This is a genomic window from Paenibacillus sp. FJAT-27812 (assembly GCF_001273905.1).
In the GTDB taxonomy this organism is placed as follows: domain Bacteria; phylum Bacillota; class Bacilli; order Paenibacillales; family Paenibacillaceae; genus Pristimantibacillus.
Window position 1 is genome coordinate 6,340,806 of the sequence record NZ_LIGH01000001.1, and the last position, 25,503, is coordinate 6,366,308.

Below are 25,503 nucleotides of genomic sequence, written 5' to 3' on the forward strand. Positions count from 1 at the left end.
TATTCTCTGCCATTTCTACAATGATGTCTGTCAACAAGTTTTTGTGATATTAAGCATCCCAAGCAGAAGAGTTAGTATAGTCATGCAAGGCGCTATAATTGCCTTCTTTCCACATTGCTTCACGCGCTCGATCGTACGATTGCGTTTGTGATGACGATGACGATGAGCATGGTCTGCATCCAACGACGCATTTACCCCTTCGAAAAATACAGATTTATGGGCCAAGTTTGGAGAGCCCAAAGTGACCAACCGGTAACTAGAGACAGCTTGTTAATTCTGACGCACTCGGTAAGCAGCTGATGTTGTAGACGAACATTGTCCTGAACCGTTACTTTCGGAAAACTCACCTTAACCCAAGGCGCTGGGCTTTTATGAATACCGCAAGAGCTACCTTGTCAACAATATTGAATATTCACTTTTTACAGCTCATTTAGCTCTAATAGTGCTACAATGTAAATCTTTAATGCAGTTATCAGATTAGGAATCGACTGCACCTCATCTGGACCGTGAATTTGACCATGACCAGGAGGCAAATCAAGCGATGACAGATCAGTCGTCAAGCCAGGGCCATAGCCTACCGCATGAGGCAGCTTTCTGGCATAAGTACCTCCACCCATTACAAATGGCTTCACTTGCTCTCCTGTTACGACTTGAAAAACTTGCATTAGACATTTTACCTCTGGCGTATCGGGATTATAATAATTTGGCTGACTGTCATGAACATTAGTCACTGTAAAGCCACTTTCCTGCAACTGCTGCAGCGCCACCTTGGATGACTGTTGGATAGGATATCGGATATTTAGCTCTAACGCCAGCCTTCCATCCCGTCCATCTAACAAAGTCCCGACACATGTTAAAGCTCCAGATAACTCATCCTCACACTGTATCCCTAATGCCCGTCCATCATAATTCTTGCAAATATTATAAATCTTCTCAAGTTGCTTGTGGGTAGACCCCTCAAACCATGCACTGTTCAACAATGGCTCAAAAAGGATCGCAATCGCATTGCTTGTCCCTTCAGGAAATGCAGCATGTCCAGACTTGCCGACTGCAAATAAAGTAATCTCTTCTTCCGTCTGACTATACTGAATATGAGAAGGCAGGAGACTTAGCTTGGCGACCGCTGCTTCATCACGTCGAACAATAAGCTCAGCATAACCAGGCACACTATTAGAAGCCACTCCCCCCTGTATGCGAAGGATTGAGCAATCAGTAATATCACAGCTTAAAGTAACAGAGAGCATTCCCTTCTCTCCATAACAAACCGGAAATCCGCTATCAGCCACAATATTAAAGTCAGGAGCATCATAATGCTTACGATAATAGGCAGCATCAAACATACCTATTTCCTCACCACTACCAATAATATGCTGAATTTGATAGTTTAAGGGAATACCCAGCTCCTTAATAAATCTAAGTGCATAGAGAACAGCAATTACTCCACCTTTATTATCTTGTACACCTCTGCCTATGAGAAAGCTGTCCTTATGTGTACAAGAAAAAGGTGGGTAGATCCAGCCCTCTCCTGCAGGAACAACATCGATATGTCCCCAAATGCCTACAGACCGCTTTGTCTCATCTCCCATACTAATTTCTGCACAATAATATTCCCTATTGAACGTTTGCAATCCATAGCGTTGACCTAAATCTAATATATACTGAATAGCCTCCGCACATTTTTCCCCGAACGGATACGAAGAGGATGGATCATAAATGGCCACGCTTGGAATACCTACTAATCCAGCAATATCTTCTAATAGCTCGGTCTTGTGCCTCTCAATCCATTGTTCAATCTGTGTTTCATTAACTAAACCTCTCATTAACTTCCCCCCTATCCTGGCGTAGCTTGATCGTTATCCTTTAATTGCACCTTCTGTTAGCCCAGCGATAATGTACTTCTGACCGGCTGCATATAACACAATGATAGGCAGCATCGCCATTAAATACGAAGTGAAGGCCATTGTATAATTAAAGGAATATTCGGTCTTGAAGTTATATTGAAATAAGGGTAAAGTCCAAAATTCCTTCGATTTATTCAAAATTAGAAGTGGAAGCATAAAATCATTCCAGAACCATAATGCATCCATAATGACGAGCGTAACTAGCATCGGCATAATTAAACGTAACACAATAATATGATAAATTTGAAAGGTGCTGCAGCCATCAATTCTTGCCGCCTCTTCAATTTCGGTTGGCATTCCTTCAATATAGTTTACGAGTAGAAATACCCCTCTTGTTAAGCTAAGAGCACCATATAACAAAATAAGCCCAATCGGATTTAGTAGGTTTAGATTGGTCATTATTTTCGTTAAAGGAAGCATAATCACTTGAAAGGGTACAAATAATCCTAACAGTATATAAACATATATAGAGTTGTAATATTTCTTATGACGATTACGAGCAATCGCATAGGAAACGGTAGGGTTAATAATAAGAAGCATAATGATAGATCCGATTGTAATAAAGGCAGTATTCCATACATATCTCCAATAGTTCCCTTTAGAGAGTAATTCTGCGTAATTGGAAAAATTCAATGCTCGAGGAAAACTGAAAAAGCCCCTGCCTGCCTCCTCCAATGTCTTGAAAGAGTTGATTATGACCAGATACATCGGCCCCAAAATAATGATGATTCCAATTAGCAAAATGATATTACGGAGAATGCGCCAGCCAAACCCTTCTTGTCGTATCAATAAATTCATATTTATTAGATACCACCTTTACGTGATATTTTTATTTGTAAGAATGACAACAGAGCAATAATAATAAACAAAATAACCGATTCGGCATTAGCCATAGCAAACCTTAAGTTTTGAAAAGCATCGTTATAAATCATAATTCCAATTAAATTGGTAGATTTCACTGGACCGCCACCAGTCAAGGTATAGGCATAGTCAAAGGATGTAATTCCTGATTTAATTGCAAGCACCATATTTACAGTAATTGTAGGCATTAGATACGGGAATGTAATGTAACGAAAACGATTAAAGGTGCTTGCTCCATCCATTCGTCCCGCTTCGTACAGTTCGGCAGGAACAGATTGCAATCCCGCAATAAAAATAAGGGTTGGCAAAGCGACAGCTTGCCAGATATTGACGATTGCAACAGCAATCAATGCATATTTAGGATGAGCTATAGGACTCTGATACAGCGCGGCAATGTCTAAGGCCTCGCCAAGGGGTGGAACAACTCTAAAAAATAGCTGATCCCATATTAATGAAATGGTTACCGCACTAATCATAGCCGGCAAAAAATAAACAGACTTTGTGAATGTTTTAAATTTCCTAAGGGAGTTTAAGCTTAAAGCTAAAATTAAAGATAGAATCATTACTCCTGCTACAAGCATAATCGCATACTTCCCAGTGACGATTAAGGATTGCTTAAAGTTAGGATTATTCCATAGTTCTACATAGTTACTAAAACCAACATAATTATAGCTAGAACTAATCCCATTCCAATCTGTAAAGCTATATTGAATACCTATAATCACTGCATAAGTAAAAAATAGTGTATACAGAATGACAGCAGGAAGAGTGAATAAGAAATAAGTTGAGCGTTCTAGTACTTTGCTTATCATGCTATACCTTCCTTATCTCGTAGTTAAAAAGACTGAACGACAACTTGATATGCTCAAATTGTCGTCCAGATCAATGCTATTGAATTTACTTAACGGCGTTCAGCTTAATGGTCTCATCAATGTTCTTCAGGTATTGCTCAGGCGTCTCGTTATTAATGAGATAGCCTTGAGTTGTACTATATAATTCCGTTACGATCGCACTTGGAATCTTCGAAGACATCCAATCATGAACATTACCGTTGTCGATAAAGTCTAGTAAAGGCTGCAAATATTGATCGCCATACGTTGTCCCGCTAATAATGGAAGGTTCGCCAGATAAATCAGACCACTTCTGAGCAACTTCTGGTTTAGCAAGATATTTCAAGAACGTAAGTGCAGCTTCTTTTTCCTCAGGCTTTGCTTTCGCAGAGATTGACAGGGAGGCATTAACACCCGATAGAGCTGTCGTTGTATCTGCCGTATCATTTGGAAGTGGGAACGCACCGAATTTCAAATTAGGATTAGCAAGCTTAATATTTCCACGACCGTAAGAGCCAGAAATGATCATAGCAGCTTGCCCATTAGCAAATGCTTCCTGCATCATTTGAGCACTCACACCAAACGCATCCTTATTCGCATATTCTGTTAGCTCTTTAAGTTTTTTAGCAAATTCCAAGAATGCAGGATTTCCCTCAACTTGTCCTTCACCCTTAGCCACTTTAACCATTTCCTCAACACCACCAGGTGCAAATGCAATGTTGGTTGCCTGGAAGATATGACCTACATCCTTCAGTGGAAGATATAACGGTGTAATGCCTTTGCTTTCGAATACTTTGCATACTTCGATAAACTCAGTATACGTTGTTGGGATTTTCACTCCATTTTGCTCAAATAGATCGATATTATAATATACAGCCATATAATTTCGAGCGTATGGTAGAGAGTAGTATCCACCGTCATCTGCTGCTGTCATGTCCAAATACTTTTTGTTAATGTCCTTGATAAAGGGTTGATCGCTTAAGTTTTCGATGTATCCATTTTTCACTTTTTCCTTAAATTGAAGCTGTGTAGGGAAATCAGTGAATAATGGTGGAATATCGTTCGTTGCAAAACGAGACGTTAACACTTTAACTGGATCAGGTACTGTATTCATATCAATTAAAATGTTCGGGTATTCCTTTGTAAAATCAGCAATAATTTCGCGATAGGCGTTTTGAATCGCTTCCTCACCCTGCTGCTGGAAAAACTCGATTTTAATACTATCGCTCTTACCTGAATTTCCGTTAGCTGGTGCATTTTCCTTACTGCATGCCGTCAGCATTATGGACACTAATAACATAGCTATAACTGATAACTTCACACTTCTTCTCATCTCTTTCTCCCCTAACTACTTCTTTTTTATGGACTCCATATAGAGCTTTACTTTCCTAATGCACGATTGGCTAAATTCGTTATGACAACATCGTCCATTGGCGGATTATGAAGCCCTGCACGAACATCACGATACATACGCTCAAGCGGAAAATCTTTGGAGAGGCTAAGGCCCCCTACAATTCTCATCGCGCGATCAACAACACGTAGTGCTGCATTGGTAACAAGATGCTTTGAAACACCTAGCTCAATCTTCAAATTTTCACGATTATCCTTTTCCTTATCCCAACGATCTGCAGTATCATAAAGGAAGGTTCTTGCTGTAATTAAATCAAGTTCAATTTCTCCGATTAGAGACTTAATATTGGGCAGCTCAGCAATTGGTACATGTAATGAATTAGGCTGGTGTTTAGCTGCAAATGAAACGGCTAGATCTCGAGCTCCATGTGCAATTCCAAGATAACATGCAGGAATATGAAGCATATTACCGTCTGTTGGAACAGGCTTACGTAGCTGATCACTTGCTTTACTACGAATCAGATATCTGTCCGGTACAAATACCTCTTTCATTACAACATCGTGACTGCCTGTAGAACGCATCCCCATCGTGTTCCATGTCTCAAGCACCTTCACGCCATCGCCAGCTTCCATAAGAAATGACCCTACAGTATCGCTATCTGACATCGTAGCCGCAATAATAAACTTTTCGAGAATCGGACTTAACGTGCAGTAAGATTTTTGACCCGTTATCAACCAGCCGCCCTCCACTTTAACTGCTTTCGTTTCAGGCTTTCCGCCACGAGTTGGACTGCCCATTGCTCGCTCACTTACCAATTCATTCAACACTAGCCCATCATGTACAATCTCATAACATAACTCACTAAACAGGTCATCTGGCATTGCACCTGATAGATGAAGCTGCTTCAATAAACCAATATGCCAACCGATTGCTAGTGCAGTGGAGCCGTCTCCTCTTGCCAGTCGCTCTTGAGATAGAACTAGTTCGTAAATCGACGCTTCCTCTCCTCCGTATTGCTTTGGGACGGTAAGAGCAGTGTATCTGCTCTTTCGTAACTCATTAAAATTCTCAAAAGGAAATGTTCCTTCAAGATCATGCTTAGGAGCTCGACCTGCAAATATCTTTGCCAGCTGATCTGCTCTCGCCGCAATTTTCGCTTCCCGCTCATTTCGTATAAAACGATCTGAAGGATCAGAGTATGTCACCATTAACAACTGCCTCTCTCATAAATCTTATTGGTTTACTTTGTTTTATGATAAACGTATTTTGATGCTAATTGAATATAAAAAAACCGAGTTTTTTATTGTAAAAAACCGTACTAGTTGTCCTCCACAGGCTGTTTACGGCATTCATTAGGTGTAACGCTATAAAATTTCTTAAATACATTGGAAAAATACTGCGGATCTTGCTCAAATCCACATTGTTCAGCTACTTCATATATTTTCAACGTAGGATGTGAAAGCAATAGCTCCTTCGCCTTCTTCATGCGAACAGAGGTCAAGAACTGAGTATATTTCTCTCCTTCATGTTGCCTAAACAGCTTACCCAAATATTCGGAGTTAAGAAATAAATAATTTTGAGCTAGCCATTGCAAAGAAAGCTGTCTATTCTGAATGTGCCGGATGGTTAATTGTTTTATTTTTATAACCAGCATTGCCTTCTTATCAATCTTATAATAATGATAGCTCGTATACAGCCTCCCTAGTTCCTTCTGGAAAGCTTGTATATCTTGACTCTCTACAACAGTAGATGCTGTACGAATGCCATATTCTGATTTCAACTGATCGCGAATATAGGACAGAACATCATTATTATTTTCTTGAATGGCAGGTGATGATACCCCCTCACTCCATAATTGCTCAATCCATAACCTCGATATCTTCATTAACCGGGCTTCATCAGCATCAACAATCGCCTGTAACAAATCACTAGGTATCGTTGAAGAAATTATCCTTTCACTTTCAAGTGCAATTGAAACGTTGGGGCTTGTATTTTTCGCAAAATTATTGCGAATAGTATCTACCTCCCCTTTAGACCACAGCAAAGCTTCAGTAATCTCCTGCTCATTACTGGGCTTTAATAAATACCGTCGCACACCAAAACGCATCGCCTGAGTAGCTAACTCAAACTCTCCAAATCCTGATAATACAATAAATATAATGTGCGAAGATTTTTTTAAACCCTGCTCAATTAATTGAAGTCCGTCAACGATTGGCATTTTAATATCTGTAATGACAACATCAGGCTGTAGCTCTTGAATCCTCTCTAATGCCTGCTGTCCATTGACAGCTGTTCCTACTAACACCATACCAAGAGCTGACCAGTCAATAGATGCTGCAATACCTTCTCTCGACATTCGTTCATCATCGACGATTAATACCCGATAGCTAGACATGACCATCTGCCCCTTCCAATAAAACAGGAATTCGAATCCGAATAATTGTTCCTTGATCAATACCTTTCAATATCCCAATACCATATGGCTCTCCATACAGTAATCGCAAACGTTCATGAATGCTTCTTAGTCCAATTCCATCCCCTGTTTCCTGCTCTAAATAGTGCGTGTCCATTCCTGGGCCTTGATCCGCAATCCAAATATCTAATTGCTCACCAAAACGTTCCCCACTAATCGTAATATTACATTCTCCTGTCAATTCATCGATTCCGTACTTAATAGCATTTTCAACAATAGGCTGCAGGATCATTGCAGGAATATAACATCTGTTTAATTCATCCGGAATATCGATTTCACATTGCAGCCGTTCTTCAAAACGATATTTCTGAATGAGTAAATAGTTATTCACATGCTGAATTTCTTCCTGTAACATGACCATTTCCTTTTTACTTGTCGTACTTCGCAACATATCGCCCAAAGCTTTAACCATACTAGAGATACGCTCTTGTCCATGTCTGCGTGCTAGCCAGTTAATCGAATCCAGCGTATTGTAGAGAAAATGAGGATTTAGCTTCGCCTTCAGCGCCTCATACTGAGACTCCTTTATATGAATTTGTTTGATATAGTTATCCTTAATTAAACGGTCTAATGAAACGGTCATTTTGTCAAAGCTGTTCGTTAACCAACCGATTTCATCCATATTTTTTACAGGCTCATCTTGATAGGTAGCAAAATCTCCTTTCTCTACCTTGCTCATCCGAAAAGCCAGCATCTCCAATGGACGTGTAATGCTTCTTGCAAAAATAAAGCCTATCCACACAAGTGAGACAAGAATGAGACTGTATAAAAGCAGCAGGATTTTTTTCATCAGAATGGCTTTCTGAAATAACGATTCATAAGGTACAAGATTCACTAATGTCCAACCTGTAAAGCTTATTGTAGATAAGGTACTTAAATATTTGTGATCATTTAACGTGATCATCTCATAGCGTTCGCCTGATCGTTCATTCTGTATTAGAGAGTTCGGCATAATTGTATCTTTCCATTGCTCATCATTCCAATAGATGGGGGTATGATCCTCATAGATGAGTAATATATTATTGGAAGTTGACTGACCGGAGCTAATGGAATCAATCAAATCATCTGCATTCACTCGAACAATTAACGTCCCTAACTTTGGAAAATCCATACTCTTTACTGCCCTTATTTCCCTTAAGGAAGTAAAAATCTTGGAATCTCTTTCCCCACCCTTCCACAGACTCTTCCCTTCCGCCTCAGCGGCCATTGCGATAAATTGCTTACTATAGGCTGGTGCAGTTTCATCCTTGGTGGTGCCTAGCCAGTATTCATTACCCCAATAATCAATAATCGCCATAGAGCGAATCGGATAATTAAAGAAACGATACGACAGCAGCTTATCTTCCAATGCTCGAATTGTAAAATAGGTTTCGCGACTATTCTTGTTCTGCTTTATCTTCTCCAGTCCTTGTTGAATGTCAGCGTCACTTGCTATCGATTGCGTCATTCGATCAATAGCTGCTAGCATATCCTCGATTCGCTCTGAATACAAATATAGCTTCTCACTTGTTTGTTCATATACAAGCTGTTCATATAACTTATGCATATTTTGTACGTACAAAAGACTAATGCCACTCGTCAATAGAACACCGATCAATACAAACAATACCAGCTTATGTCTTATTCTTTTTTTCATTCTTAATTCTCCCCGTACACCGTATACCACTTCCATCGTATTAAAATAATCTAATAAAGAAGTACTAATGTAGATGAATAGATCAACGCTCTAATAAAAAATACTCTATATTTCCTAGTAAAACAATAAGGAAATAAGAATATAGTTTGTTGGGGATATGAAATTACAAAACGAATCAAGATATAAAAATCAGATAGATATAAAATTGAAAGCAATTAAGGATATTAGGAATATTAAAAAATCGAGGATTTAAGAGAGTTGATTGAGGGGGAATTGATATACGAATGATAGATATACTCAAATATTATAAGTAAGTTAAATTTACTGAATTTTTTTAATAAAAATAGCTCCATCTTTATACCAGTGCTCAACTATGTATAAACAACAGTGGAGTTTTGAAGGAATGTTGACAAGCGAAGCGACTACCTTGTTAAAGGATAATTTCTTCCCTCATTTGTATCCATTCAGGAAATTTAGTTTGTGAGTATGCTTATAATTTAGATGAAAGCTATTGCTATATGTCATAAATATCCGATTTAATTGCCTAGAGATGCTCTTTAACTGCAATGGGAACATCCTTCAAAACGTAACGTTACTTTCCTATCTTGAAATCGGACTAGAACAAATGGACAAAATAATTCCGAATAGCGTTACAAAGATACATTTAAATAGGGAGAAATAGGAACGTTAACTTTACTAAGCCTAAGTATAGAGATAATGAGGTTTCGTTTTTCTAAAAAAAAACCACCCCGAAGGGGAGAGCCCGCAAAAGTCTAACTTCTGTTCAAATGAGGGCTTCGAACTGAAAAAAAACTAAGGTGTGCAGTAAAAAAGCAGTCCTTCCTCAACTGAGGGCGGGCTGCTTTTGTTCGTTTAGCTTCACCATTCGCTTTACGTTTACTACGAAAGCGGTAAGGTACGCCTGTATGCGCATGCGGAATAAACCTCGGTATCTCGCTGTAGCCATGCCGTGGAATCTCTTCATCTCCGCATTTTTATGTTCAATAATTGGTCTGCGTCTGATCCGTTCTTTGAACGTATCGCTGAGTTCGAACTCGATTTGTTCTTTAAAATGCTCGGCGATAATTCGAATGGAATAGGATTTGCTCTTGGCCCCCGACTTGTAGCAGCCATCCTGCAGTGGGCAGGCTTTACACTTTTCAATGTCAAAATAGTAGACCATGGAGCGGCTTTTCCCGGTTTTCTTGCTGCCTTGAATGGCTCTCCGTATGCTGTGCTCGCCAGCAGGACAAACAACAAAGTCGGCATCCTTGTTGTATTCAAATCCTTCTTGACGCTCGCCTCCCTCGTGAACAATGGGGTGCAGAGGTACGACGGGCGTTATGGTTTCCGTTTTCATTTTCTCCAAGTTGTCTTTGCCGGAGTAAGCTTTATCTGCAATGATCTCATTTACGTTCATTCCGTTTGCTGTTGATTGTTCCAGCAGCACAGACAACTGTTTGCCATCGTCGGTGCTTCCTGGCGTTACTTCTAAAGCAGTGATGATTTCTTCTTCTGTCATAGCGATATGTTCTTTGTAGCCAAAAAACGATTTCGAGATGCTCTTCCAGCCGAAGCGCGCATCCGGGTCGAATGCGGACAGGATGCCTTTGTGTGAAAGCAGCCGCTCATCTTCGACTATTTGTCTGGCGATGCCCAATTTCTCACTCACTGCGCCTTCATGGTCCGGCAGCAATTGTTCTACCGTCTCGCCTAGTGACGCCAGATAAGCTAACATGATTTGCGCGGCATCTGCTTGTTCGCTTTTTACGTGCGGTGGCTTAGGCAGCTTCTTTTCCAGCTTGGGATGCCGTTTGCTGACGACGCGAAACAGCCGTTTGGCCGCGTCTCGCAGAACGTCAAGTGGTCGCTGCTTTGGGCTACCTCCTTGAGTGTGGGTTGCATCCATGATGATGGCTTTGCTTTTCACCAGGCCTTGCTCGATGCACTGGCGAACCACATGTTTCAATATATCTTCAACCTGACTTGCACCTAACCGATGATTGCGATAGCGAGACAACTGCGAGGCGTCCGGTACCAGATCTTCTGGGTTGATACCGAGGAACCACTTGTAGGCCAAGTTCACTTGCGTTTCTTGTACCACTCGTTCGTCTGAGAGGTTGTAGAGGATTTGCAAAAACAACAACCGAAAAAGCAGTTCTGGCTCATTCGCAGGCCTGCCATAATACTTACAGTAAGATTGCTCTACTAATTCATGAATAAATCTAAAATCTATGGCTGAATGAATCTTGCGCAGCAGATGGTCTTCTGGCACAAATTTATATAACTCCGAGTGAAATGATACAGATAATTGTCTGGCTGGATGCAACAACAAGACTCAACTCACTTTTCCTTTTCTTCCAAGTATACAACAAACCCAGTACCGGTGCGGTACTGGGGCATTTTTTACAGATAATGTATTCGTTTTGCAGGGCTCTCCATGAGGTCGAGTTTTTCCATTGTGGGTATAGAGGCGAGGGGCATCGCCCCCCCCCCCCTTTATATACAGACTATTTTCTCAGTGTATTCTCACTAAAAAGAGTCCTTTTCTAAAACAGTTAAACATTCGTACGTGATGAAGAAATAGAACTGCTACTGAAGGCATTGAACTAATGTTACCCGATAGCTTATTGAAGCTGGTATTCAAGACAGACTGAATTTATCAAATCATCTAAGGAACCAATCCTCTTTTCAACTGAATCTACATGATAAAACGTACATGTGTTTCCGATTTCATTCAGTTCATTGGTTGAGGAGTATAAATAAATTTTCTTACCTGCTCCCAGAGCAATTCCTAACTCAACATGACTCCCTTTCCCAGCTGGGATCATAACAATTACTACATCTGCAGCCAGTACCCCTGAAACTTCTTCTTGGCCAATTTTACGGAGTTTGGTAATCGAGTCTATATTCGAATGTGTTGTCCAATCGTACGTTTGTTGAAAACCTCGTGCTTTCAAATTCTCAGCTACTTGCCGCACGTTTTCTATGTTTTTGAGACTCGACGCTATATAAAACCTCATTTCGTTCCCCCATTTCGGCCTTCTACACATGCATTTATATATTAGCACATATTGAAAGTATTCTGCCCGTTCGTATTATGAGGTCACCAGATCTTTCTGGTAGACCTCATTTTTGTGAGGTCATAAGATAGCGGTAGCCGGGGATCGAACGTTTCTGCCCGTGGGAGTTGGATCCCGAGAGCTATACAGTTCATCCCCCCTACTTGTTAAACCATGATTAGGCTAGTTGGGACAATGATCCCGAATCACATGCGATAATGTGGACGACGAGAAGGTTAGGGGTTGCCGGCGAATATAATATCGGGAGTGATTGAATGAACCCTGTCATTGGATTAGATGTATCTAAAGGAGAAAGTCATGCACAAGCTTTTTCAGATCGAGGATCGCCCTACGGAAAGACCTTTCGATTTGAGCACAATCTTGAGGGATTAGCGTCCTTCCTCCGTTTTACTCAAAACCTGGAGTCTTTTACTGGGCAGCGTCCGGCCATTGTGTTAGAAGCAACGGGGCATTATCATAGTCCAGTTATACAGTTTCTAGATGATCATCAATATCTGTATATCGTTATCAATCCGTTAATTTCACACCAAGCGAAAAAGATGAATTTACGTAAGGTGAAAACGGATGTTGCTGACGCATACCAGTTGGGTGAAATGTTCTTCAAAGAAGAGCTGGAGCCTTACAAAAAACGGGGTCAGTATCTCATGAATCTGCGTTACCTGACACGGCAACATGAGTCACTTACTGAAATGTATGTCCAGGTAAAGTTGCAGTTTCAAGCAGTGCTTGATCAAGTCTTTCCAGAGTATCATGGCGTGTTTGGTGACCTTTATTCTAAGGTATCACTTCGTTTCCTGGCGCAGTATCCAACGTCTCAATCCGTGCTAGCGATGTCCGAGGAAAACGTTACAGCAAGCATACAACGCCTAGTTGGACATGTCAGTTCAAACAGATGGTCGCTGGAACGGGCACAGAAACTAATGGCTGCAGCAGAACGAAATCCCTTCAGGGAGACCGCTTTTCCGAGTCATTTAATCTCATTGGAGCTGTTCGTTAATTTACTTCTTCAGTACCAGGAGCATTTAGCAAAACTTGATAAATCGATAGAGATCCTTGCTGAAGAATTACTGGAATATGATTTAATCCAATCGATACCCGGCATTGGCACTAAAATTGCTGCAACAATTTTAGCTGAGATCGGTGAAATCGATCGGTTCGATCACCCAAAGAAACTAGTTGCGTTTGCCGGTATTGATCCAAGTGTCTTCTCTTCCGGCAAGTTTACAGCAACCCGAAATAAAATCACCAAACGTGGTTCTAGAAGGCTTCGGACAGCCTTATATCAAGCTGTAAGGTGTGGACTGAAAGGCTCACGTAACAAGAAAATAAGAGCTTATTACGACAAAAAGCGTTCAGAAGGCAAACTATTTAAAGTAGCTGTGATCGCTTGTGTAAATAGACTGATCCATTGGATTTATGCGATTTTGACCAAGAAAGAACCTTTCCGCTTGACTGAATAAGCAACGTTTAGATATTGAGGAAAACCTTCCCAAATTCTATGGGACGGTTATTTGACATGCATTTTTACCAGTATAGCATCCTTCGTTTACTTCATTAATTATTAAATATTGACAGGCTATTAGCTGGTATAGCTTAATACCCACCCGCAGTCTAAACTTTATTTTCTCAGAACAGATTCTACCATGAACTTATATCTATCAGTTTAATATTGTTCATATTTTAAGAGACTTTATTGGAGACATTTGACCACTAGCGGCGGCCGCCCCTCTTTCTCAGCCATATTGACGACATTGCACAAGGTGCCGTCTCCGCCGCCTGCGGCGATAATGGAGATCAAAGCCACGATTCACGGCCCCAGCCGCGGCAAGTATAGCGTCTCCTTCACCGATACTCGCGTGAGCGGATGTTTCGAAACCGCCGCGCTCTAAGCGCTGAAGGATTTCTGGCAGGCGTTTCTTCATTTCTTCCCGTCCAGAAGTCGGGTTATAGATCAGTCTTGTGTCTCATCACCTGTTCACTGTCTCGAATTGAAGCAATCTGCTTCTCCATCCACTTGGAAATTAGCGGACTTGGCAGCAGCGCCCGTCCATTATATTTATATGCAAATCCCTTCAAACGGGAAGGGACTACTTGATTCGTGAAATAGCCCTCACTCAGAAAAAGCGGCGCCACAATAACAGTATGTCCAGGCTTCTTATCCGCCCACTCTGTCATTTTAGCATGCACTTGATCCGGCAACAGCGTAGCAGCACCCGTCTCGTCATAGCCGCCTAGAGCTTTCAAACGCCCTGCTAACTGCTCTAAGCCTTGAAGCCACTTCTGATGAAAGCCCTCTCTTTACTTCCGTGCCCAATCAGCAGAAGGATTTCCTGCGTTGGCGATTCGGACACTTCCTTGATTTTGTCATAAATAATCTCAGCAATAACAGGATCGTTATCAATCGGCAATGTACAATGAATACGTGCCTTGATATCAAAAGGCTTCATGTCCGTCTCCAGCAGCGGCTGTTTGATGACTCCAAAGGAGTAGCTGATTTCATCAATATGTGTACTCCCTGAGGACACGAACAGAGGAACGACGATGATATCCGTCACACCTTGCCCCTCTAAGCTAGTAATACCGTCTTGAATCAACCGACCTTCCACCAGCTCCAGATATGAGTCATAAATAGGAACGTCTGCCGGCAAATGAATCGCAGTTACGGCTTCGTCAACGAGGTCAACCCAGCCTTTATCCCTTGATCCATGGCTTATAACCAGGACACCAACCTTACTCATGATGTTCTCCCCACCCGTTCTATCCATGGCTACAATCCTATGCTACTCAATGTGTTCCCACATGTTAATTGAGCCCTTAATAAACGGCAAAAATCCTGCATTACACTTGGTAATGCAGGATCTTGTATTCTTTTATGATACAAATGATTAACGTTCGTAAGGTCGTTAATTGCTACAACCTCGACACCTTCGACATCTTAAATTCGGCGAAAAGCGAGTCGTCCGATCCGTCCAAAGCTGTTAATACCTACTACTTTTACAGTCATTCACAAGTCCTCCTAGGGCGCTATTTGATTCTGGACCGTCTTGTGCTAAAATAAAAAGGTACCGAATGGTACCTTTTTATTTTAGCACAATTCTAGTGACTGGCAAGGTCGGAATTGTATGATGGTAAATCACAATTTCTTAAAGCACTACAGTTCGACTATAGTCTCGTTATTGGATGCAGCAATTCCTTATCAGGATGGAATCACTCTATGCTCTAAGATTAAGAAAGATAATGAGGTGCCGGTTATCTTGGTGACTCATAACGACCATCAGATGCTGGAGACTTTTCAAGCTGGCGCTGATGACTCTAAACAACATGTAAAGGAGTTGCGCCATGACGATTAGTCACAGTCTCTTGTTCTCGCTTAATTGCTGGTTTTTCGTTTCATTGTTCACATTCGCCGGTTTCCGTTTTTCCCGGCTGCGCAGTGAATGTGATTCTCGCCGATTGATAGGCTGAAGAACACTAAAAGTGCTTTCCGCCTCCTGATTACCGTTGCCTCAGCCTTCGTCTTCTGGACGCTCTTGAATCGTTTCGCCCTGGATCCGGATGCGTCGGTTTTTTTGAGCCACAAGACCAAGCTCTTCCGTCCGATGAATTTACCTGTCTGGCTAACTATGCTGAACGTTCACGTCATCTTCGCCTGCATCGCAATCGCTGCGGGAGCCATAAACTTTGCTAGTGCCAAGCTCCGTAAGTACCGGAAGACGCATCGTATTCTCGGCTACGTCTATGTCGTCGCCGTACTGGTTGTATGCATCACATCAGGCTATATGGCTCCTTATGCGACCGGAGGCAAGGTCGTGAGTGTAGCCTTCAATTTGCTTAATATCATTTGGATATTTATAACAGTGACCGCATACTTCCATATTAGACAAGGACGGGTTGAAGACCACCGCCGCTGGATGATCCGCAGCTACGCGTTCTGCTTTACAAATCAGATGATTCATATGCTTATGCTTCTCTTCATCAACGCGCTGGGAATGAGCTACGAGGTCGGATATACGGCGAGTGTTATAGGAACGATCGTACTTCTTTTCTTGGCGGCAGAATGGACCATTCGGAGACGAAAGGCTGGCGAGCAGGCTTCGTAAAATATGGCATATTACTTTGCCTGGGATTAAGCCTACCATTGTTATTTTGCTAATTTTACAAATCGGGAAGATGCTCTGATGAATCTTTGATTATAGATTGATTCCTAATAGAAAAATACCAGTATATCTTTTTCATTTTCACAGTTGTTATACAAAATAATATAAATAGGAGTGAATATTGTGTCTGTTACCAAATCAAAAACATTTATTCTTTTCATCCTAGCTTTCGGGATTTTTGGAATCATTAATACAGAGATGGGCATTATCGGGATATTGCCACTCATTGCTGAAAACTTTGGAGTTAGAGTTTCAACTGCAGGCCAGCTTGTTAGCCTATTCGCACTCGCAGTTGCAATTTCAGGTCCTATCTTGCCATTGTTATTCTCAGGATTTAACCGTAAAGGCGTTATGCTTCTTGCTATCGGGCTATTTGTGGTTAGTAACGTTGTTTCTATGTTTGCCCCCAATTTTACAATAGCCTTAATAGCAAGAATTGTTCCTGCATTCCTACATCCGGTTTACGTGTCTGTTGCCTTTACTGCAGCTGCTTCCTCAGTTAGTCCAGAAATGGCTCCAAAAGCAATCGGTCGTGTATTCATGGGTCTCACCGCGGGTATGGTTATTGGAACTCCAATTGCCTCTTTCATTTCGGACTATGCGAATCTTGAGATAGCGATGTTATTCTTTGCTGTTGTAAATGCTTTAACATTCTTGGCCATTCTTCTCTTTATCCCTTCCCTTCCCGTGAAACAAAAACAGTCTTATGGCTCACAGGTTCGTGTTTTGAAGAAAGGTGTTGTTTGGGCAGCCATCTTTGGTGCAATCTTTATCCTTTCTGGTATGTATGCAACATTCAGCTTCTTTGCAGAGTACCTTGGGCGTGTAACGGAAATGTCTTCAAATACGATTAGCTTAATGCTTATTCTATTTGGTTTAACAGGGATGATAGGTAATTTACTCGCAGGTAAATTAATTACAAATAATGCGTTAAAGACTGCCTTTGTCTATCCACTCGTGTTTGTTGGTAGTTATTTGGTAATATTCTTGCTCGGATCGTTTACTGTTCCCATGATACTTCTTATTGCTTTCTGGGGCGTATTGTTTACTTTTGGCCTTAATATCTCCCAGTACATGATCACTTCATCCGCGTCCGAAGCACCAGACTTCTCTAATGGTCTGTTCGTAGCGTTTGCAAATCTTGGAGTAACCATTGGTACAATGGTTAGTGGTGCATTTATCAATGGCATGGGTATTCAAAGCGTCATGTGGGTAGGAATTGTCTTCTTGTTACTTGGGTTCTTATCTATCCTATTATTTATACCTCTTACCCGTAAGTCCAATATAAAAGATACATCTAAGTTAGCAGCTTAATATCTCTCCAACAAAAAAGGTCCTGAGTCGTTTGGTATATAACCTTACGATTCAGGACCTTTTCTATTTATCAATCAAGGTTTTTAAAAGCAGGTCCTCCTAATTGTGGAGTTGAAGTGCTTTTTTGTTATAGTTCTGTGCTTTTCCAATCTACAATTTGAAATCAAGCCGCCTATTCTGCCGAACGGGGTATCGATGACATTTAACGTACTGCCATCCCCTTGCCCCCACAGGATACGTTCGGAGCCGGTAGGAACCAGCTTACGGTGCTTGCCCAGTAAAGTCCCGTCCGGCCCGATATAAACCATCGAATTATACAAAGTGCCCGTACTGAACTCCTGATCCCTCTCTACCACGCCGATAATCAAATAAACTTCCAATTCTTTTGCCAATTGGCCCAACATTTCAGTTTCGGATCCCGGAACGTCAATCGAACTTTCCCAGTAGCGCTGCCAATCTTTTCTCCCTTCCACTGTACGGCTGCCAACACGCATACCGAAGCTGAGACCCCGCGGATACCCGGGCAGGAATACCTCGGGGAACACGATCAGTTGCGCGCCTTGTCCGGCGGCCTCTCTTGTCATACTCTCGATTTTATCCAAAGCGGATTGTTTCTCAAATAATGTGGGCGCAGACTGTACAATGGCAACCCGAACATGACGATTTTTTTATTCAACCATCCCTTTCAGTGTAGACGCATGGCGATAATAACTTGCCAGTTCTACGATCATAGCGCCCATACGTTCTTTCTCGGGCGACAATATCCGCTTAATCCCCTCTTCCTTTAACGCCTCAGCCGTGACTCTGCCAACCGCCACCGCAAGTACCCGGTGGTGAAAACTTTCCTTGATTTTCAGATAGAGATCATAATTTTTGGCATATTGGAAAAAGTAACGAACTTGGACAGCGGTTGTAAAACAAACCGCGTCCACAGCTCCTGTCACAATTTCCTGACAAAGCCGGCTCGACATTTCCAGATCGGGAGCAACATGCTGATAAGGCAAAATGGCTCGAACGCTAGCCCCTCGCTCTTCAAAAAACGAAACAAGTTCAGGCATCGGTTCGCCATGAAGTTGAATCACCACGCCTTGACCGGTAAATTCGTAGGCCAGCAGCGCCCTGACCAAGCTATTTGTCGTTCCGTCCTCATCCATAACAAGCGGCTTGATACCATGCTGTTTCAGCAAAGCAAAGGTTTTGTAGCCCCTTACTCCAACTTTGGAGCGCCGCAACACATCCAGCAACTGCACCTGAACCCCGATTCGTTCTGCTAGTTCCAAAAGAGCTCCAAGTCCCGTCCCTGTTGTGAAGATGGCCCAATCCGTGCCGCTTTCGAGCAGACGAAATAAGTCCCGTTCCAATTCCCGCTCTTGCAGCACAAGCAAACCCTGCTGCGGACGAACGATCACCTCACCGTCCTGCCGCTCAATAATCTCACCGAGCTCCTGTATTTTGCGTGAGCCGGTGATGGCGATCTTTCGCCCTGACAATCCTTTAGGCAAAATGTTCACCTACTCCTGCTTTCTTGAGCGTCGTCTTCAAATCACCCTTGAGAATTCCGTGAAGCTGCAAGGTTTGGCGGGTGGTGATGCGCATGTTTTTGTAATCTGTATACTCATCCGCCAGCCTGTCAAAGACGAGATATTGGTCCGAAGTTAGCACATCGCCCGGAATGCGGGCGCGGATCATCATGCTGTAATGCCGCTCCTTCCCCTCTTTCTTAAGCTGTGCCCGTAAATCCCGATCATCCTGCTGATAGACGCCATGAAACTTGAGCACTTGAATATTATCCTCGGAAAAATTCGGTTCTTCGTCCTGCAACGCTTCCTTAATTGTGCCCCGTAGATGACGGCCCTGCCGCTTGATGATCTCGACCTTGGATACCTTTTCGTCAATTGATGTTTTCATAAACCGAACTCACTCTCTTATTTAATTCTGATTTGATCACAATGATAAACGAAAAAACGCTAAAAATAACCATCCAATATTGGTATATTTGTACCCATCCATTCTGGTTGGAGTTACCCTTTGCCCGTTATACAACAAATAGCCTCCGCATCCACTGTACCCGTGGAAACGGAGGCTTATTTCGTTTGTGTGTAGTTCTAGTCTGACACTTCAATTCTAGCTCAATGCATTAAAAAGACAAAGTATTCATCGTAATTGCAACAACCGCTTCAAGATCTTTACGGTCAGCTCCATTGATTGCTTGATTTTTCGCAGACATTTTCACAAATTCCGTATTTAACCCCAGGTACACCAGCAATCAGGATAAACTCCTTCTTCTTGTTAATGCTGCTACCAACATTAATTACACCATCTCGGTCAAGAATAAATGCTTTCATCGTCAGTATGCCTCCTCTGCCGGCCGAGACTCCCTGCAACCGGCTCACGGCTACGCGCGGCCAGCTTTTGGCCGGCTGCTATCGGTATGCGTCCTGGTGCAGATCGATTTGATTAGTTTACTTTTCAGTGGCCTCGCTATAGGCATAGGTGTTTTGCTTAACTTCTAATTACATATACCTTTGCATTTTTGCATCAGTTTGGTATTAGTTTAATGTAATCAATTGACAGATCGTAGTCTGAACTTGAGCCATTTTTACCTGCAACGTTAAACTTAAAAGATTTAACGCCTGCCGAGCTGAAGGTGATAGTAGCAACATTCAGTTCTACATAGTTAAATGCAGAGGAATATAAATCCTGAACCAGACCATGATTGACACCGTTTACAGACAATTGAAACTGCCCTCGGTTCGCTCCCTTTTTCACGCCGACCCTTACACTATAGCTGCGCGCTTCGGGCACATTCACCGTGTATGTCACAAAGTCGTTGACTGCATTGGCGTCCAGTGCAGTTCCAAATCCACCGCTCAAATTTAGGTCTCGACCGGTTCCATTCCCAAACATGGTGTGTTTGTCGCCTGAGGTTGCGCTTACAAATAAATTTTCTGTTTCATATCGGCTGCTTTGAACTGAAATATTATCAAATTTGGCAGCTGAATCATACGTTCTAACACCAACACTGCCTCCAATATAGGTTGAATCCGTTACATTAATCTTAGGTATCGTCATATCATCAACATAGACCTTAATGGAAGCATCTTGTGCGACGATTTTAACATGATACTTTGTATTAGCCGTTAAGCTCATAGAAGCAGTGGAAAGCGATGTCCAATTGTTGTTAGCCTTTCCGATCAAAACCTTCTGATTGGGAACATCGAGTCCAGCATAGTAGCCTTGGTAAGCATCCGTACCCGTTCCAGGATTGGATACTCTAAATACCAGACCCGCATTGCCGGTTGACCCCGGTGTCACATCAGCTTCATAAATTACATCTGAGAAATCGGTATCCAAAAGTGCCTTGGCACCCGGATTTGATGCTACATTATACTGGCCGCCAGATACGGTCCATGCACCGCCATATTTGGTCCATCCCGTATCAGTACTGTCATCAAAGGTATCTTCTTCTGCCATTTCGACTGGTTTTATCGTATTATCAGCATTAAACTCAAATTTATCAAATGCCAGTACGCGTTGTGAACTGCTCAGATAACGCTTATGGTAAAAAATGTACCAATCATTTGTTGTAGGTGATTGAACAATACCGTTATGACCAGGTCCGTCTGCTGTTGTCGTATCGGTATGTAGCATAATACCTTGCGGTACAAATGGTCCTGTTACAGAGCTGGACGTTGCATACATGACCTTATAAGATGAATCTGCCCAAACGCCTGCAGCATAAGTCAAATAGTATATCCCGTTTCTCTTGAACACTTTAGGCGCCTCAAAATAATCATTATCGCCCGTTTTAGTGGGCGTAACTTTCTTATAGACGGTTCCGTCAGACCATGTTCCCAAAGACTTCATGTCCACGTTAAGTTTTACAACATTACACTCGCCCCAACTGCCATAATACATGTACGCTTGACCGTCATCATCTATAAATACATCTTGATCCATTGGGCCTGCACCATTTCGTACAACGTTGATAAGGGGAGCGCCAATCGCATCGGTATATGGACCTTGTGGATTATCAGCGACCGCAACGCCTATTCCGCCTAATTGCCCATCGCCATTGATTGCGTTAGCAGCAAAATAGATGTAGTATTTCCCATCGCGATAAGCCCCGCTCGGCGCCCACAATGAGTGTTGCAACCAGGATATATTGGCCGAGCTTATGACATTCGAGTATTTGGTCCAATTGACCATGTCTGTTGAAGAGAAGATGTCCACCGATTTTGCGCCAGTGCCGGATTCACCAACTTGAGTCGAACGAGTCGGATACACCCAATATGTGCCATTATATATCTGTACGTCAGGATCTGCATAATAGCCATCCACAAATTGTGGACCAGCGTGAATTGGAGCAGCATTTGCTAGTCCCGGTAAAGATACAATCAAGCAAAATACAATCGAAACGCAAAACAATACATAATTAGATTTTTTAGTTTTTTTCATAATACAACCTCCTTCTGTAGTTGACAGTTTACTCCCCTTGTTACAAGAAAGCGCTTACAAATTAATGAAATTTGAATGGTTCATTAATGAATCACCTATTGAATCAATCGTTACATATTGACCTCCTCCTAGAAGCTGTCTTCGCCACTGCTGCCTAGCTGCTATGGATGCGTAGTCTTGTCCTGTAATCCCGATTATGAATTGACACCCATTATACGGCCATGTGGTCTCCGCTCAGCACAAATGTGATTCGAAAGGAGTCCTCTGTCGGAAATCTTAAACAGAGATCTCATGTAAAGTATTATACGCTCATGAATTTTTATTAAAAATGTAATTCTATAAATGATTTTTGCAAAAAAATAAAGATTTGAAGAGATGACAAAAATGCACTCCTGCTGTCCAAAAAAAAAATCAGCGTTACCGTTTTAATTCGGTAACGCTGATTTTTTTTATATTTTTAATCGAGCTACAAACTGGTCTACATATTTTTTTGAATTGTTTGTTTTCGCTAGTTGGATTTGAATACTTTGGATTCCCCGCCGGTAATGGGTTATTTAACTAAAGTTGCATTAGCTCAACAGCCCCTTCTGATAGGTACTATTTTTCTGCAGATAAACAATTATGGCAAACAATTTTGCCTTTGAAATAGGATACGTTTTCTGCATTGCCGCAGAAGATACATGCAGGCTCGTATTTCTTAAGCATAATACGCTCGCCGTCTACATAGATCTCCAGAGCATCTTTCTCGCCAATACCAAGGGTACGGCGCAATTCGATTGGAATAACAACACGACCCAATTCGTCGACTTTACGTACAATATCATATCAGTTCAGCGACGACGGTAGGAGTCTAATGTAGTGTAGTGCTTTGAAAAATGCAAATGAGCCCATCACCGTAATTTGGAAGCTTCTAGTTTCCAATTTTACATGGCAATGGGCTATTTATGTTCAATGTAAAGCAGTGTAAATAGAGTGAGAAACAGATGGATCGAAAGGTTGGCCAATCCATAAGTGCTTCCCATTTGATAGTTGTTTAATGGCGCATTCCTTCTCTTCGCTAAGCGACGAGACTGATTAAATTGTTATCGGGGTCCTTTATAATCGCATATCGCTCTCCCCACGGTGTATCTCGCGGCTCGAGGAATCCGTTATACCCAAGCATCGTCAACTGACGGTACACGTCGTCCAGCGCTTCGTTGCTTAAGAACTTAAAGGCGAGCTCGGTTCGGTAGCCGACAAGATCTTCCCAGCCTTCAAAAACACGCTTTACTGATTCCACCATATCGAATGCAAACACAATTCCTTCTTGCTCCACGTCTACGTGATGCGCTTCGTCGGCGCCGTCTGGAATAGCCAGCCCCAGCACGCGATAAAAATCCAACGCCCTCTTCATCTCTTCTACGTAAATCGCGATTCGTTTCAACTTTACCGTCGTCATGCTTTACAACTCCCCTCGCCTTGCTTGATTTTCATTCCCATTATAGTGATTGCCCCTCATTGCAAAATAGTAAAAAACGGACTTCCTCACTCCTGCTTGGTCAGCCGTTTGAGTGGAAGTCCGTAATATCGTTTAAAAACGCCAGCGAAGTGCGACTGATCGTAGTACCCGTGTTGAAGCGCCAAATCCGTCAAGTTGAAATAGTCTCCGCTGTACAATTCCTCCAGCACGCTTTGAAAGCGAATGATGCTGAGCATCTCCTTCAGGCTGAGGCCAAGCTCCAGTTCAAAGGCCCTTCGCAGATGTCTCTCGCTGAAGTTCACTTTATCCGCCAAATCCGTTACAGAAAGATTACCTTTGACTTCGTATATATACTGCATGCTCTGGTAGACCAAAGTGGGGGCAGGCGCCTCGGTCGCAGCCAGTATTTGGCTCAATTGCTGCTCGACGATCTCGATCCTTTCTGATAACGATTGGGCAGTCAGCAGCTTTTCAACCCAATCGAGAGCTTCTTGTCCCCAGAGATCCTCCAAAAACACACGATTTGACGTTCAAGTCGATATTGGAGACTTCAGGATCGTGCGGGCCGACTCTGAATACAGCCGGATGCGCCATACCGAGCGTACTTTTGCAAATTGCATAACTTCGACTTGCGTCGTTAGCCCTGCGACATAAGCGGCCTACCTGCTTGATGAAGCCAACAGGTCCACTATAATATCGACACAACCATCGGGGATGACTCGATGTCCCGGATTTCCCGGTACCAACAGAAAATCCACCGTCCAATAGGCAATTACATGCGACGCCAGGCGACGGCTCGGCGCAAACTCCCGGAATTTGTGCGAGTGGATATGCAGCTGCGGCTGCAATTGGGGAGCATGCAAGGGTCGGTAAGGATGGCTCATCTGCACTTCTTCCTCATATTACGTGAATAATCTTGACAGTTTGGCGGCTTTCAAGGCTAACTTGGCTCGCCAAGGACTGTATACCATCTCATGGTCGTGGTGAACTACCCCTTTTCCCGAAGCGAAGGGTCCTTCTAATACGCCCGGATAAAGCTTTCGTAACGTTTTAGAAAGAAAATATCGCCGCCCGAGGAATCCAGACTGTAAAGCTGCTTTCCCCGAACGTCGTCAATGACAATTCCGCTCACATACGAATTAAAGGACCTCATATAATCCATGAGATCCAATGCGTAATTCCTGTTATCAAACGCCCTTTTGTAATCATCATCCACCACGGTATATTCCTGAATCAGTTTGCTGTTGACCGCAATGCCGGTGCCGACCCGGATATCATTAAACACGGTATCAATCTTGCTTCGGGTCTGCTCTATCATTTAGTTTCCGAAATTGGCGGCCCTACTCTGGGTTAGATGAGAGAAGCTATTGAAGAAATACAACACCATGACTGTAAATTTAACGATAGTGAAAAAAAGATAAGCCATATCTGATGCTTCAATTTCAGTCTACTGGTCTTCATGGCCCTGCCGCTTCGTTCATCGTTAACTGCTTTTTCTGAATTTAGAAGGCGTTATCCCGCAATGCTTCTTGAATACTTTATTGAAATAGTAGTATTCCACATACCCGGTCTGAATGGCGATCTCCTCGATCGACAGGTCCGTTTTCCTCAATAACTCGCGGGCTTTCTTTATTCGGAGATCCGACACGTATTCGGAGAAGGTTTTGCCCAGATTTTTCTTGAATAATTGACTGCAATGGAAGCAAGGACGTCATGCAAAAAGCTGCATAGAGATTCGAAGTGTTCGAATCGTTCTTTAATTTCGGAATAATTCAGGAACTCCATTTCCATATCCTTCAATTCTTCGGCGTAGGCGTTTATAAGGAGCCCAACCGCCTGGTTCCATAAATAGACAACCTCGCTCATGCCGAGTTGCTGATCCTTGAAGTATGCCTGCAGCCCGTTTATGTACGCAGTCACGTCGTCAGGCTGGTCCTCCCGAACGATCCGGTTAATTTCTTCGATACATGGTCTCACCAA

The 25,503-nt window shown here is 42.4% G+C and carries 26 protein-coding genes and 4 pseudogenes; 5 read left to right on the plus strand and 25 right to left on the minus strand.

From position 1 onward, the window contains the following. Positions 1-419 precede the first annotated feature (419 nt). The 9 genes from ADU23_RS27025 to ADU23_RS27065 all read right to left on the minus strand — a co-directional run bounded on the left by ADU23_RS27025 (position 420) and on the right by ADU23_RS27065 (position 12,075). Complete coding sequence (locus ADU23_RS27025) at positions 420-1,820, minus strand: Sapep family Mn(2+)-dependent dipeptidase (RefSeq protein WP_053376597.1); 1,401 nt, start codon at positions 1,818-1,820, stop codon at positions 420-422. Between the two features lie 33 nt (positions 1,821-1,853). After that, positions 1,854-2,699, minus strand: coding sequence for a carbohydrate ABC transporter permease (locus ADU23_RS27030; protein ID WP_053376598.1), 846 nt, complete (start codon positions 2,697-2,699; stop codon positions 1,854-1,856). 5 nt (positions 2,700-2,704) lie between these two features. Next, positions 2,705-3,574 (minus strand): carbohydrate ABC transporter permease, encoded by an 870-nt coding sequence (locus ADU23_RS27035; RefSeq protein ID WP_053376599.1) that lies wholly within the window; start codon positions 3,572-3,574, stop codon positions 2,705-2,707. Positions 3,575-3,659: 85 nt separating this feature from the next. After that, on the minus strand, positions 3,660-4,925 hold the full coding sequence (locus ADU23_RS27040; RefSeq protein WP_053376600.1) for an ABC transporter substrate-binding protein: 1,266 nt from the start codon (positions 4,923-4,925) through the stop codon (positions 3,660-3,662). Between the two features lie 47 nt (positions 4,926-4,972). Beyond that, positions 4,973-6,151, minus strand: coding sequence for an acyl-CoA dehydrogenase family protein (locus ADU23_RS27045; RefSeq protein ID WP_053376601.1), 1,179 nt, complete (start codon positions 6,149-6,151; stop codon positions 4,973-4,975). A gap of 110 nt (positions 6,152-6,261) precedes the next feature. Then, a complete protein-coding gene (locus tag ADU23_RS27050; RefSeq protein ID WP_053376602.1) occupies positions 6,262-7,338 on the minus strand; it encodes a response regulator transcription factor in 1,077 nt (358 codons plus the stop codon). Beyond that, positions 7,331-9,052, minus strand: a complete 1,722-nt coding sequence (locus ADU23_RS27055; protein ID WP_053376603.1) for a cache domain-containing sensor histidine kinase — start codon at positions 9,050-9,052, stop codon at positions 7,331-7,333. The genes ADU23_RS27050 and ADU23_RS27055 overlap by 8 nt, the downstream gene beginning before the upstream one ends. 844 nt (positions 9,053-9,896) lie before the next feature. After that, positions 9,897-11,384, minus strand: coding sequence for an IS1182 family transposase (locus tag ADU23_RS27060; RefSeq protein ID WP_063846267.1), 1,488 nt, complete (start codon positions 11,382-11,384; stop codon positions 9,897-9,899). A 295-nt stretch (positions 11,385-11,679) separates the two neighbouring features. Next, positions 11,680-12,075, minus strand: a complete 396-nt coding sequence (locus ADU23_RS27065) for a nucleoside 2-deoxyribosyltransferase (RefSeq protein ID WP_053376604.1) — start codon at positions 12,073-12,075, stop codon at positions 11,680-11,682. A gap of 314 nt (positions 12,076-12,389) precedes the next feature. On the opposite strand from ADU23_RS27065, the gene ADU23_RS27070 reads away from it, so the two are divergent. Next, positions 12,390-13,595 (plus strand): IS110 family transposase, encoded by a 1,206-nt coding sequence (locus ADU23_RS27070; RefSeq protein WP_053373193.1) that lies wholly within the window; start codon positions 12,390-12,392, stop codon positions 13,593-13,595. A gap of 251 nt (positions 13,596-13,846) precedes the next feature. Here ADU23_RS27070 and ADU23_RS32445 read toward each other — a convergent pair. From ADU23_RS32445 to ADU23_RS34390, 4 genes and pseudogenes are all read right to left on the minus strand, one after another. Further along, positions 13,847-14,057 (minus strand): annotated as a pseudogene (locus ADU23_RS32445) (diacylglycerol kinase family protein); the annotation flags it as partial. Positions 14,058-14,079: 22 nt separating this feature from the next. Then, complete coding sequence (locus tag ADU23_RS34095) at positions 14,080-14,379, minus strand: hypothetical protein (RefSeq protein ID WP_331459291.1); 300 nt, start codon at positions 14,377-14,379, stop codon at positions 14,080-14,082. 17 nt (positions 14,380-14,396) lie between these two features. Further along, a complete protein-coding gene (locus ADU23_RS34100; RefSeq protein ID WP_331459292.1) occupies positions 14,397-14,873 on the minus strand; it encodes a sirohydrochlorin chelatase in 477 nt (158 codons plus the stop codon). A gap of 134 nt (positions 14,874-15,007) precedes the next feature. After that, positions 15,008-15,139 (minus strand): annotated as a pseudogene (locus ADU23_RS34390) (glyceraldehyde 3-phosphate dehydrogenase NAD-binding domain-containing protein); the annotation flags it as partial. A 121-nt stretch (positions 15,140-15,260) separates the two neighbouring features. On the opposite strand from ADU23_RS34390, the gene ADU23_RS34395 reads away from it, so the two are divergent. From ADU23_RS34395 to ADU23_RS27090, 4 genes and pseudogenes are all read left to right on the plus strand, one after another. Further along, entirely contained in the window at positions 15,261-15,485 is a 225-nt protein-coding gene (locus ADU23_RS34395) for a response regulator (RefSeq protein ID WP_442950662.1), read from the plus strand. A 219-nt stretch (positions 15,486-15,704) separates the two neighbouring features. Beyond that, positions 15,705-16,235, plus strand: a complete 531-nt coding sequence (locus tag ADU23_RS27085) for a DUF2306 domain-containing protein (protein WP_231637541.1) — start codon at positions 15,705-15,707, stop codon at positions 16,233-16,235. Continuing rightward, a pseudogene (locus ADU23_RS33800) lies at positions 16,219-16,311 on the plus strand (sugar ABC transporter permease); the annotation flags it as partial. The gene ADU23_RS27085 and the pseudogene ADU23_RS33800, both read left to right, overlap by 17 nt. Positions 16,312-16,415: 104 nt before the next feature. Continuing rightward, a complete protein-coding gene (locus ADU23_RS27090) occupies positions 16,416-17,606 on the plus strand; it encodes an MFS transporter (protein WP_053376607.1) in 1,191 nt (396 codons plus the stop codon). Between the two features lie 161 nt (positions 17,607-17,767). Here the strand turns inward: ADU23_RS27090 and ADU23_RS27095 are convergent. The 12 genes and pseudogenes from ADU23_RS27095 to ADU23_RS33810 form a co-directional block, all read right to left on the minus strand. Then, positions 17,768-18,250, minus strand: a pseudogene (locus ADU23_RS27095) (nitrilase-related carbon-nitrogen hydrolase); the annotation flags it as partial. Between the two features lie 24 nt (positions 18,251-18,274). Further along, positions 18,275-19,108 carry a uroporphyrinogen-III synthase gene (locus tag ADU23_RS27100; protein WP_053376608.1) on the minus strand — a complete coding sequence of 278 codons (834 nt, stop codon included), beginning with the start codon at positions 19,106-19,108 and terminating at the stop codon, positions 18,275-18,277. After that, entirely contained in the window at positions 19,101-19,514 is a 414-nt protein-coding gene (locus ADU23_RS27105; protein ID WP_053376609.1) for a hypothetical protein, read from the minus strand. The genes ADU23_RS27100 and ADU23_RS27105 overlap by 8 nt, the downstream gene beginning before the upstream one ends. Before the next feature lie 284 nt (positions 19,515-19,798). Beyond that, the gene (locus ADU23_RS32990; RefSeq protein ID WP_157265990.1) at positions 19,799-19,951 is read right to left on the minus strand and encodes a hypothetical protein; all 153 of its coding nucleotides are present in this window, start codon (positions 19,949-19,951) and stop codon (positions 19,799-19,801) included. 193 nt (positions 19,952-20,144) lie between these two features. Next, positions 20,145-22,064, minus strand: a complete 1,920-nt coding sequence (locus tag ADU23_RS27110) for a family 43 glycosylhydrolase (RefSeq protein WP_053376610.1) — start codon at positions 22,062-22,064, stop codon at positions 20,145-20,147. A gap of 597 nt (positions 22,065-22,661) precedes the next feature. Continuing rightward, positions 22,662-22,883: an AbrB/MazE/SpoVT family DNA-binding domain-containing protein gene (locus ADU23_RS27115; RefSeq protein WP_053376611.1), complete on the minus strand. Its 222-nt coding sequence runs from the start codon at positions 22,881-22,883 to the stop codon at positions 22,662-22,664. Positions 22,884-23,121: 238 nt separating this feature from the next. Next, complete coding sequence (locus tag ADU23_RS27120) at positions 23,122-23,502, minus strand: VOC family protein (protein WP_053376612.1); 381 nt, start codon at positions 23,500-23,502, stop codon at positions 23,122-23,124. A gap of 86 nt (positions 23,503-23,588) precedes the next feature. Continuing rightward, positions 23,589-24,041 (minus strand): helix-turn-helix transcriptional regulator, encoded by a 453-nt coding sequence (locus ADU23_RS32450; RefSeq protein ID WP_053376613.1) that lies wholly within the window; start codon positions 24,039-24,041, stop codon positions 23,589-23,591. A 141-nt stretch (positions 24,042-24,182) separates the two neighbouring features. Beyond that, positions 24,183-24,407, minus strand: a complete 225-nt coding sequence (locus tag ADU23_RS34400) for a DUF6597 domain-containing transcriptional factor (RefSeq protein WP_442950630.1) — start codon at positions 24,405-24,407, stop codon at positions 24,183-24,185. Positions 24,408-24,541: 134 nt separating this feature from the next. After that, positions 24,542-24,841, minus strand: coding sequence for a hypothetical protein (locus tag ADU23_RS27130; RefSeq protein WP_053376614.1), 300 nt, complete (start codon positions 24,839-24,841; stop codon positions 24,542-24,544). A 165-nt stretch (positions 24,842-25,006) separates the two neighbouring features. After that, positions 25,007-25,171: a helix-turn-helix domain-containing protein gene (locus ADU23_RS33805; protein WP_231637542.1), complete on the minus strand. Its 165-nt coding sequence runs from the start codon at positions 25,169-25,171 to the stop codon at positions 25,007-25,009. Continuing rightward, positions 25,153-25,503: a hypothetical protein gene (locus ADU23_RS33810; protein ID WP_053376615.1), complete on the minus strand. Its 351-nt coding sequence runs from the start codon at positions 25,501-25,503 to the stop codon at positions 25,153-25,155. Before ADU23_RS33810 ends, ADU23_RS33805 begins: the two co-directional genes overlap by 19 nt.

Bases quoted from the DNA above. Each gene is read 5' to 3' on its own strand.
- ADU23_RS27025 (WP_053376597.1), bottom strand. From the start codon at position 1,820: ATGAGAGGTTTAGTTAATGAAACACAGATTGAACAATGGATTGAGAGG.
- ADU23_RS27030 (WP_053376598.1), bottom strand. From the start codon at position 2,699: ATGAATTTATTGATACGACAAGAAGGGTTTGGCTGGCGCATTCTCCGT.
- ADU23_RS27035 (WP_053376599.1), bottom strand. From the start codon at position 3,574: ATGATAAGCAAAGTACTAGAACGCTCAACTTATTTCTTATTCACTCTT.
- ADU23_RS27040 (WP_053376600.1), bottom strand. From the start codon at position 4,925: ATGAGAAGAAGTGTGAAGTTATCAGTTATAGCTATGTTATTAGTGTCC.
- ADU23_RS27045 (WP_053376601.1), bottom strand. From the start codon at position 6,151: ATGGTGACATACTCTGATCCTTCAGATCGTTTTATACGAAATGAGCGG.
- ADU23_RS27050 (WP_053376602.1), bottom strand. From the start codon at position 7,338: ATGTCTAGCTATCGGGTATTAATCGTCGATGATGAACGAATGTCGAGA.
- ADU23_RS27055 (WP_053376603.1), bottom strand. From the start codon at position 9,052: ATGAAAAAAAGAATAAGACATAAGCTGGTATTGTTTGTATTGATCGGT.
- ADU23_RS27065 (WP_053376604.1), bottom strand. From the start codon at position 12,075: ATGAGGTTTTATATAGCGTCGAGTCTCAAAAACATAGAAAACGTGCGG.
- ADU23_RS27070 (WP_053373193.1), top strand. From the start codon at position 12,390: ATGAACCCTGTCATTGGATTAGATGTATCTAAAGGAGAAAGTCATGCA.
- ADU23_RS34100 (WP_331459292.1), bottom strand. From the start codon at position 14,873: ATGAGTAAGGTTGGTGTCCTGGTTATAAGCCATGGATCAAGGGATAAA.
- ADU23_RS34395 (WP_442950662.1), top strand. From the start codon at position 15,261: ATGGTAAATCACAATTTCTTAAAGCACTACAGTTCGACTATAGTCTCG.
- ADU23_RS27105 (WP_053376609.1), bottom strand. From the start codon at position 19,514: ATGAAAACATCAATTGACGAAAAGGTATCCAAGGTCGAGATCATCAAG.
- ADU23_RS32990 (WP_157265990.1), bottom strand. From the start codon at position 19,951: ATGAAAGCATTTATTCTTGACCGAGATGGTGTAATTAATGTTGGTAGC.
- ADU23_RS27110 (WP_053376610.1), bottom strand. From the start codon at position 22,064: ATGAAAAAAACTAAAAAATCTAATTATGTATTGTTTTGCGTTTCGATT.
- ADU23_RS27120 (WP_053376612.1), bottom strand. From the start codon at position 23,502: ATGACGACGGTAAAGTTGAAACGAATCGCGATTTACGTAGAAGAGATG.
- ADU23_RS34400 (WP_442950630.1), bottom strand. From the start codon at position 24,407: ATGAGCCATCCTTACCGACCCTTGCATGCTCCCCAATTGCAGCCGCAG.
- ADU23_RS27130 (WP_053376614.1), bottom strand. From the start codon at position 24,841: ATGATAGAGCAGACCCGAAGCAAGATTGATACCGTGTTTAATGATATC.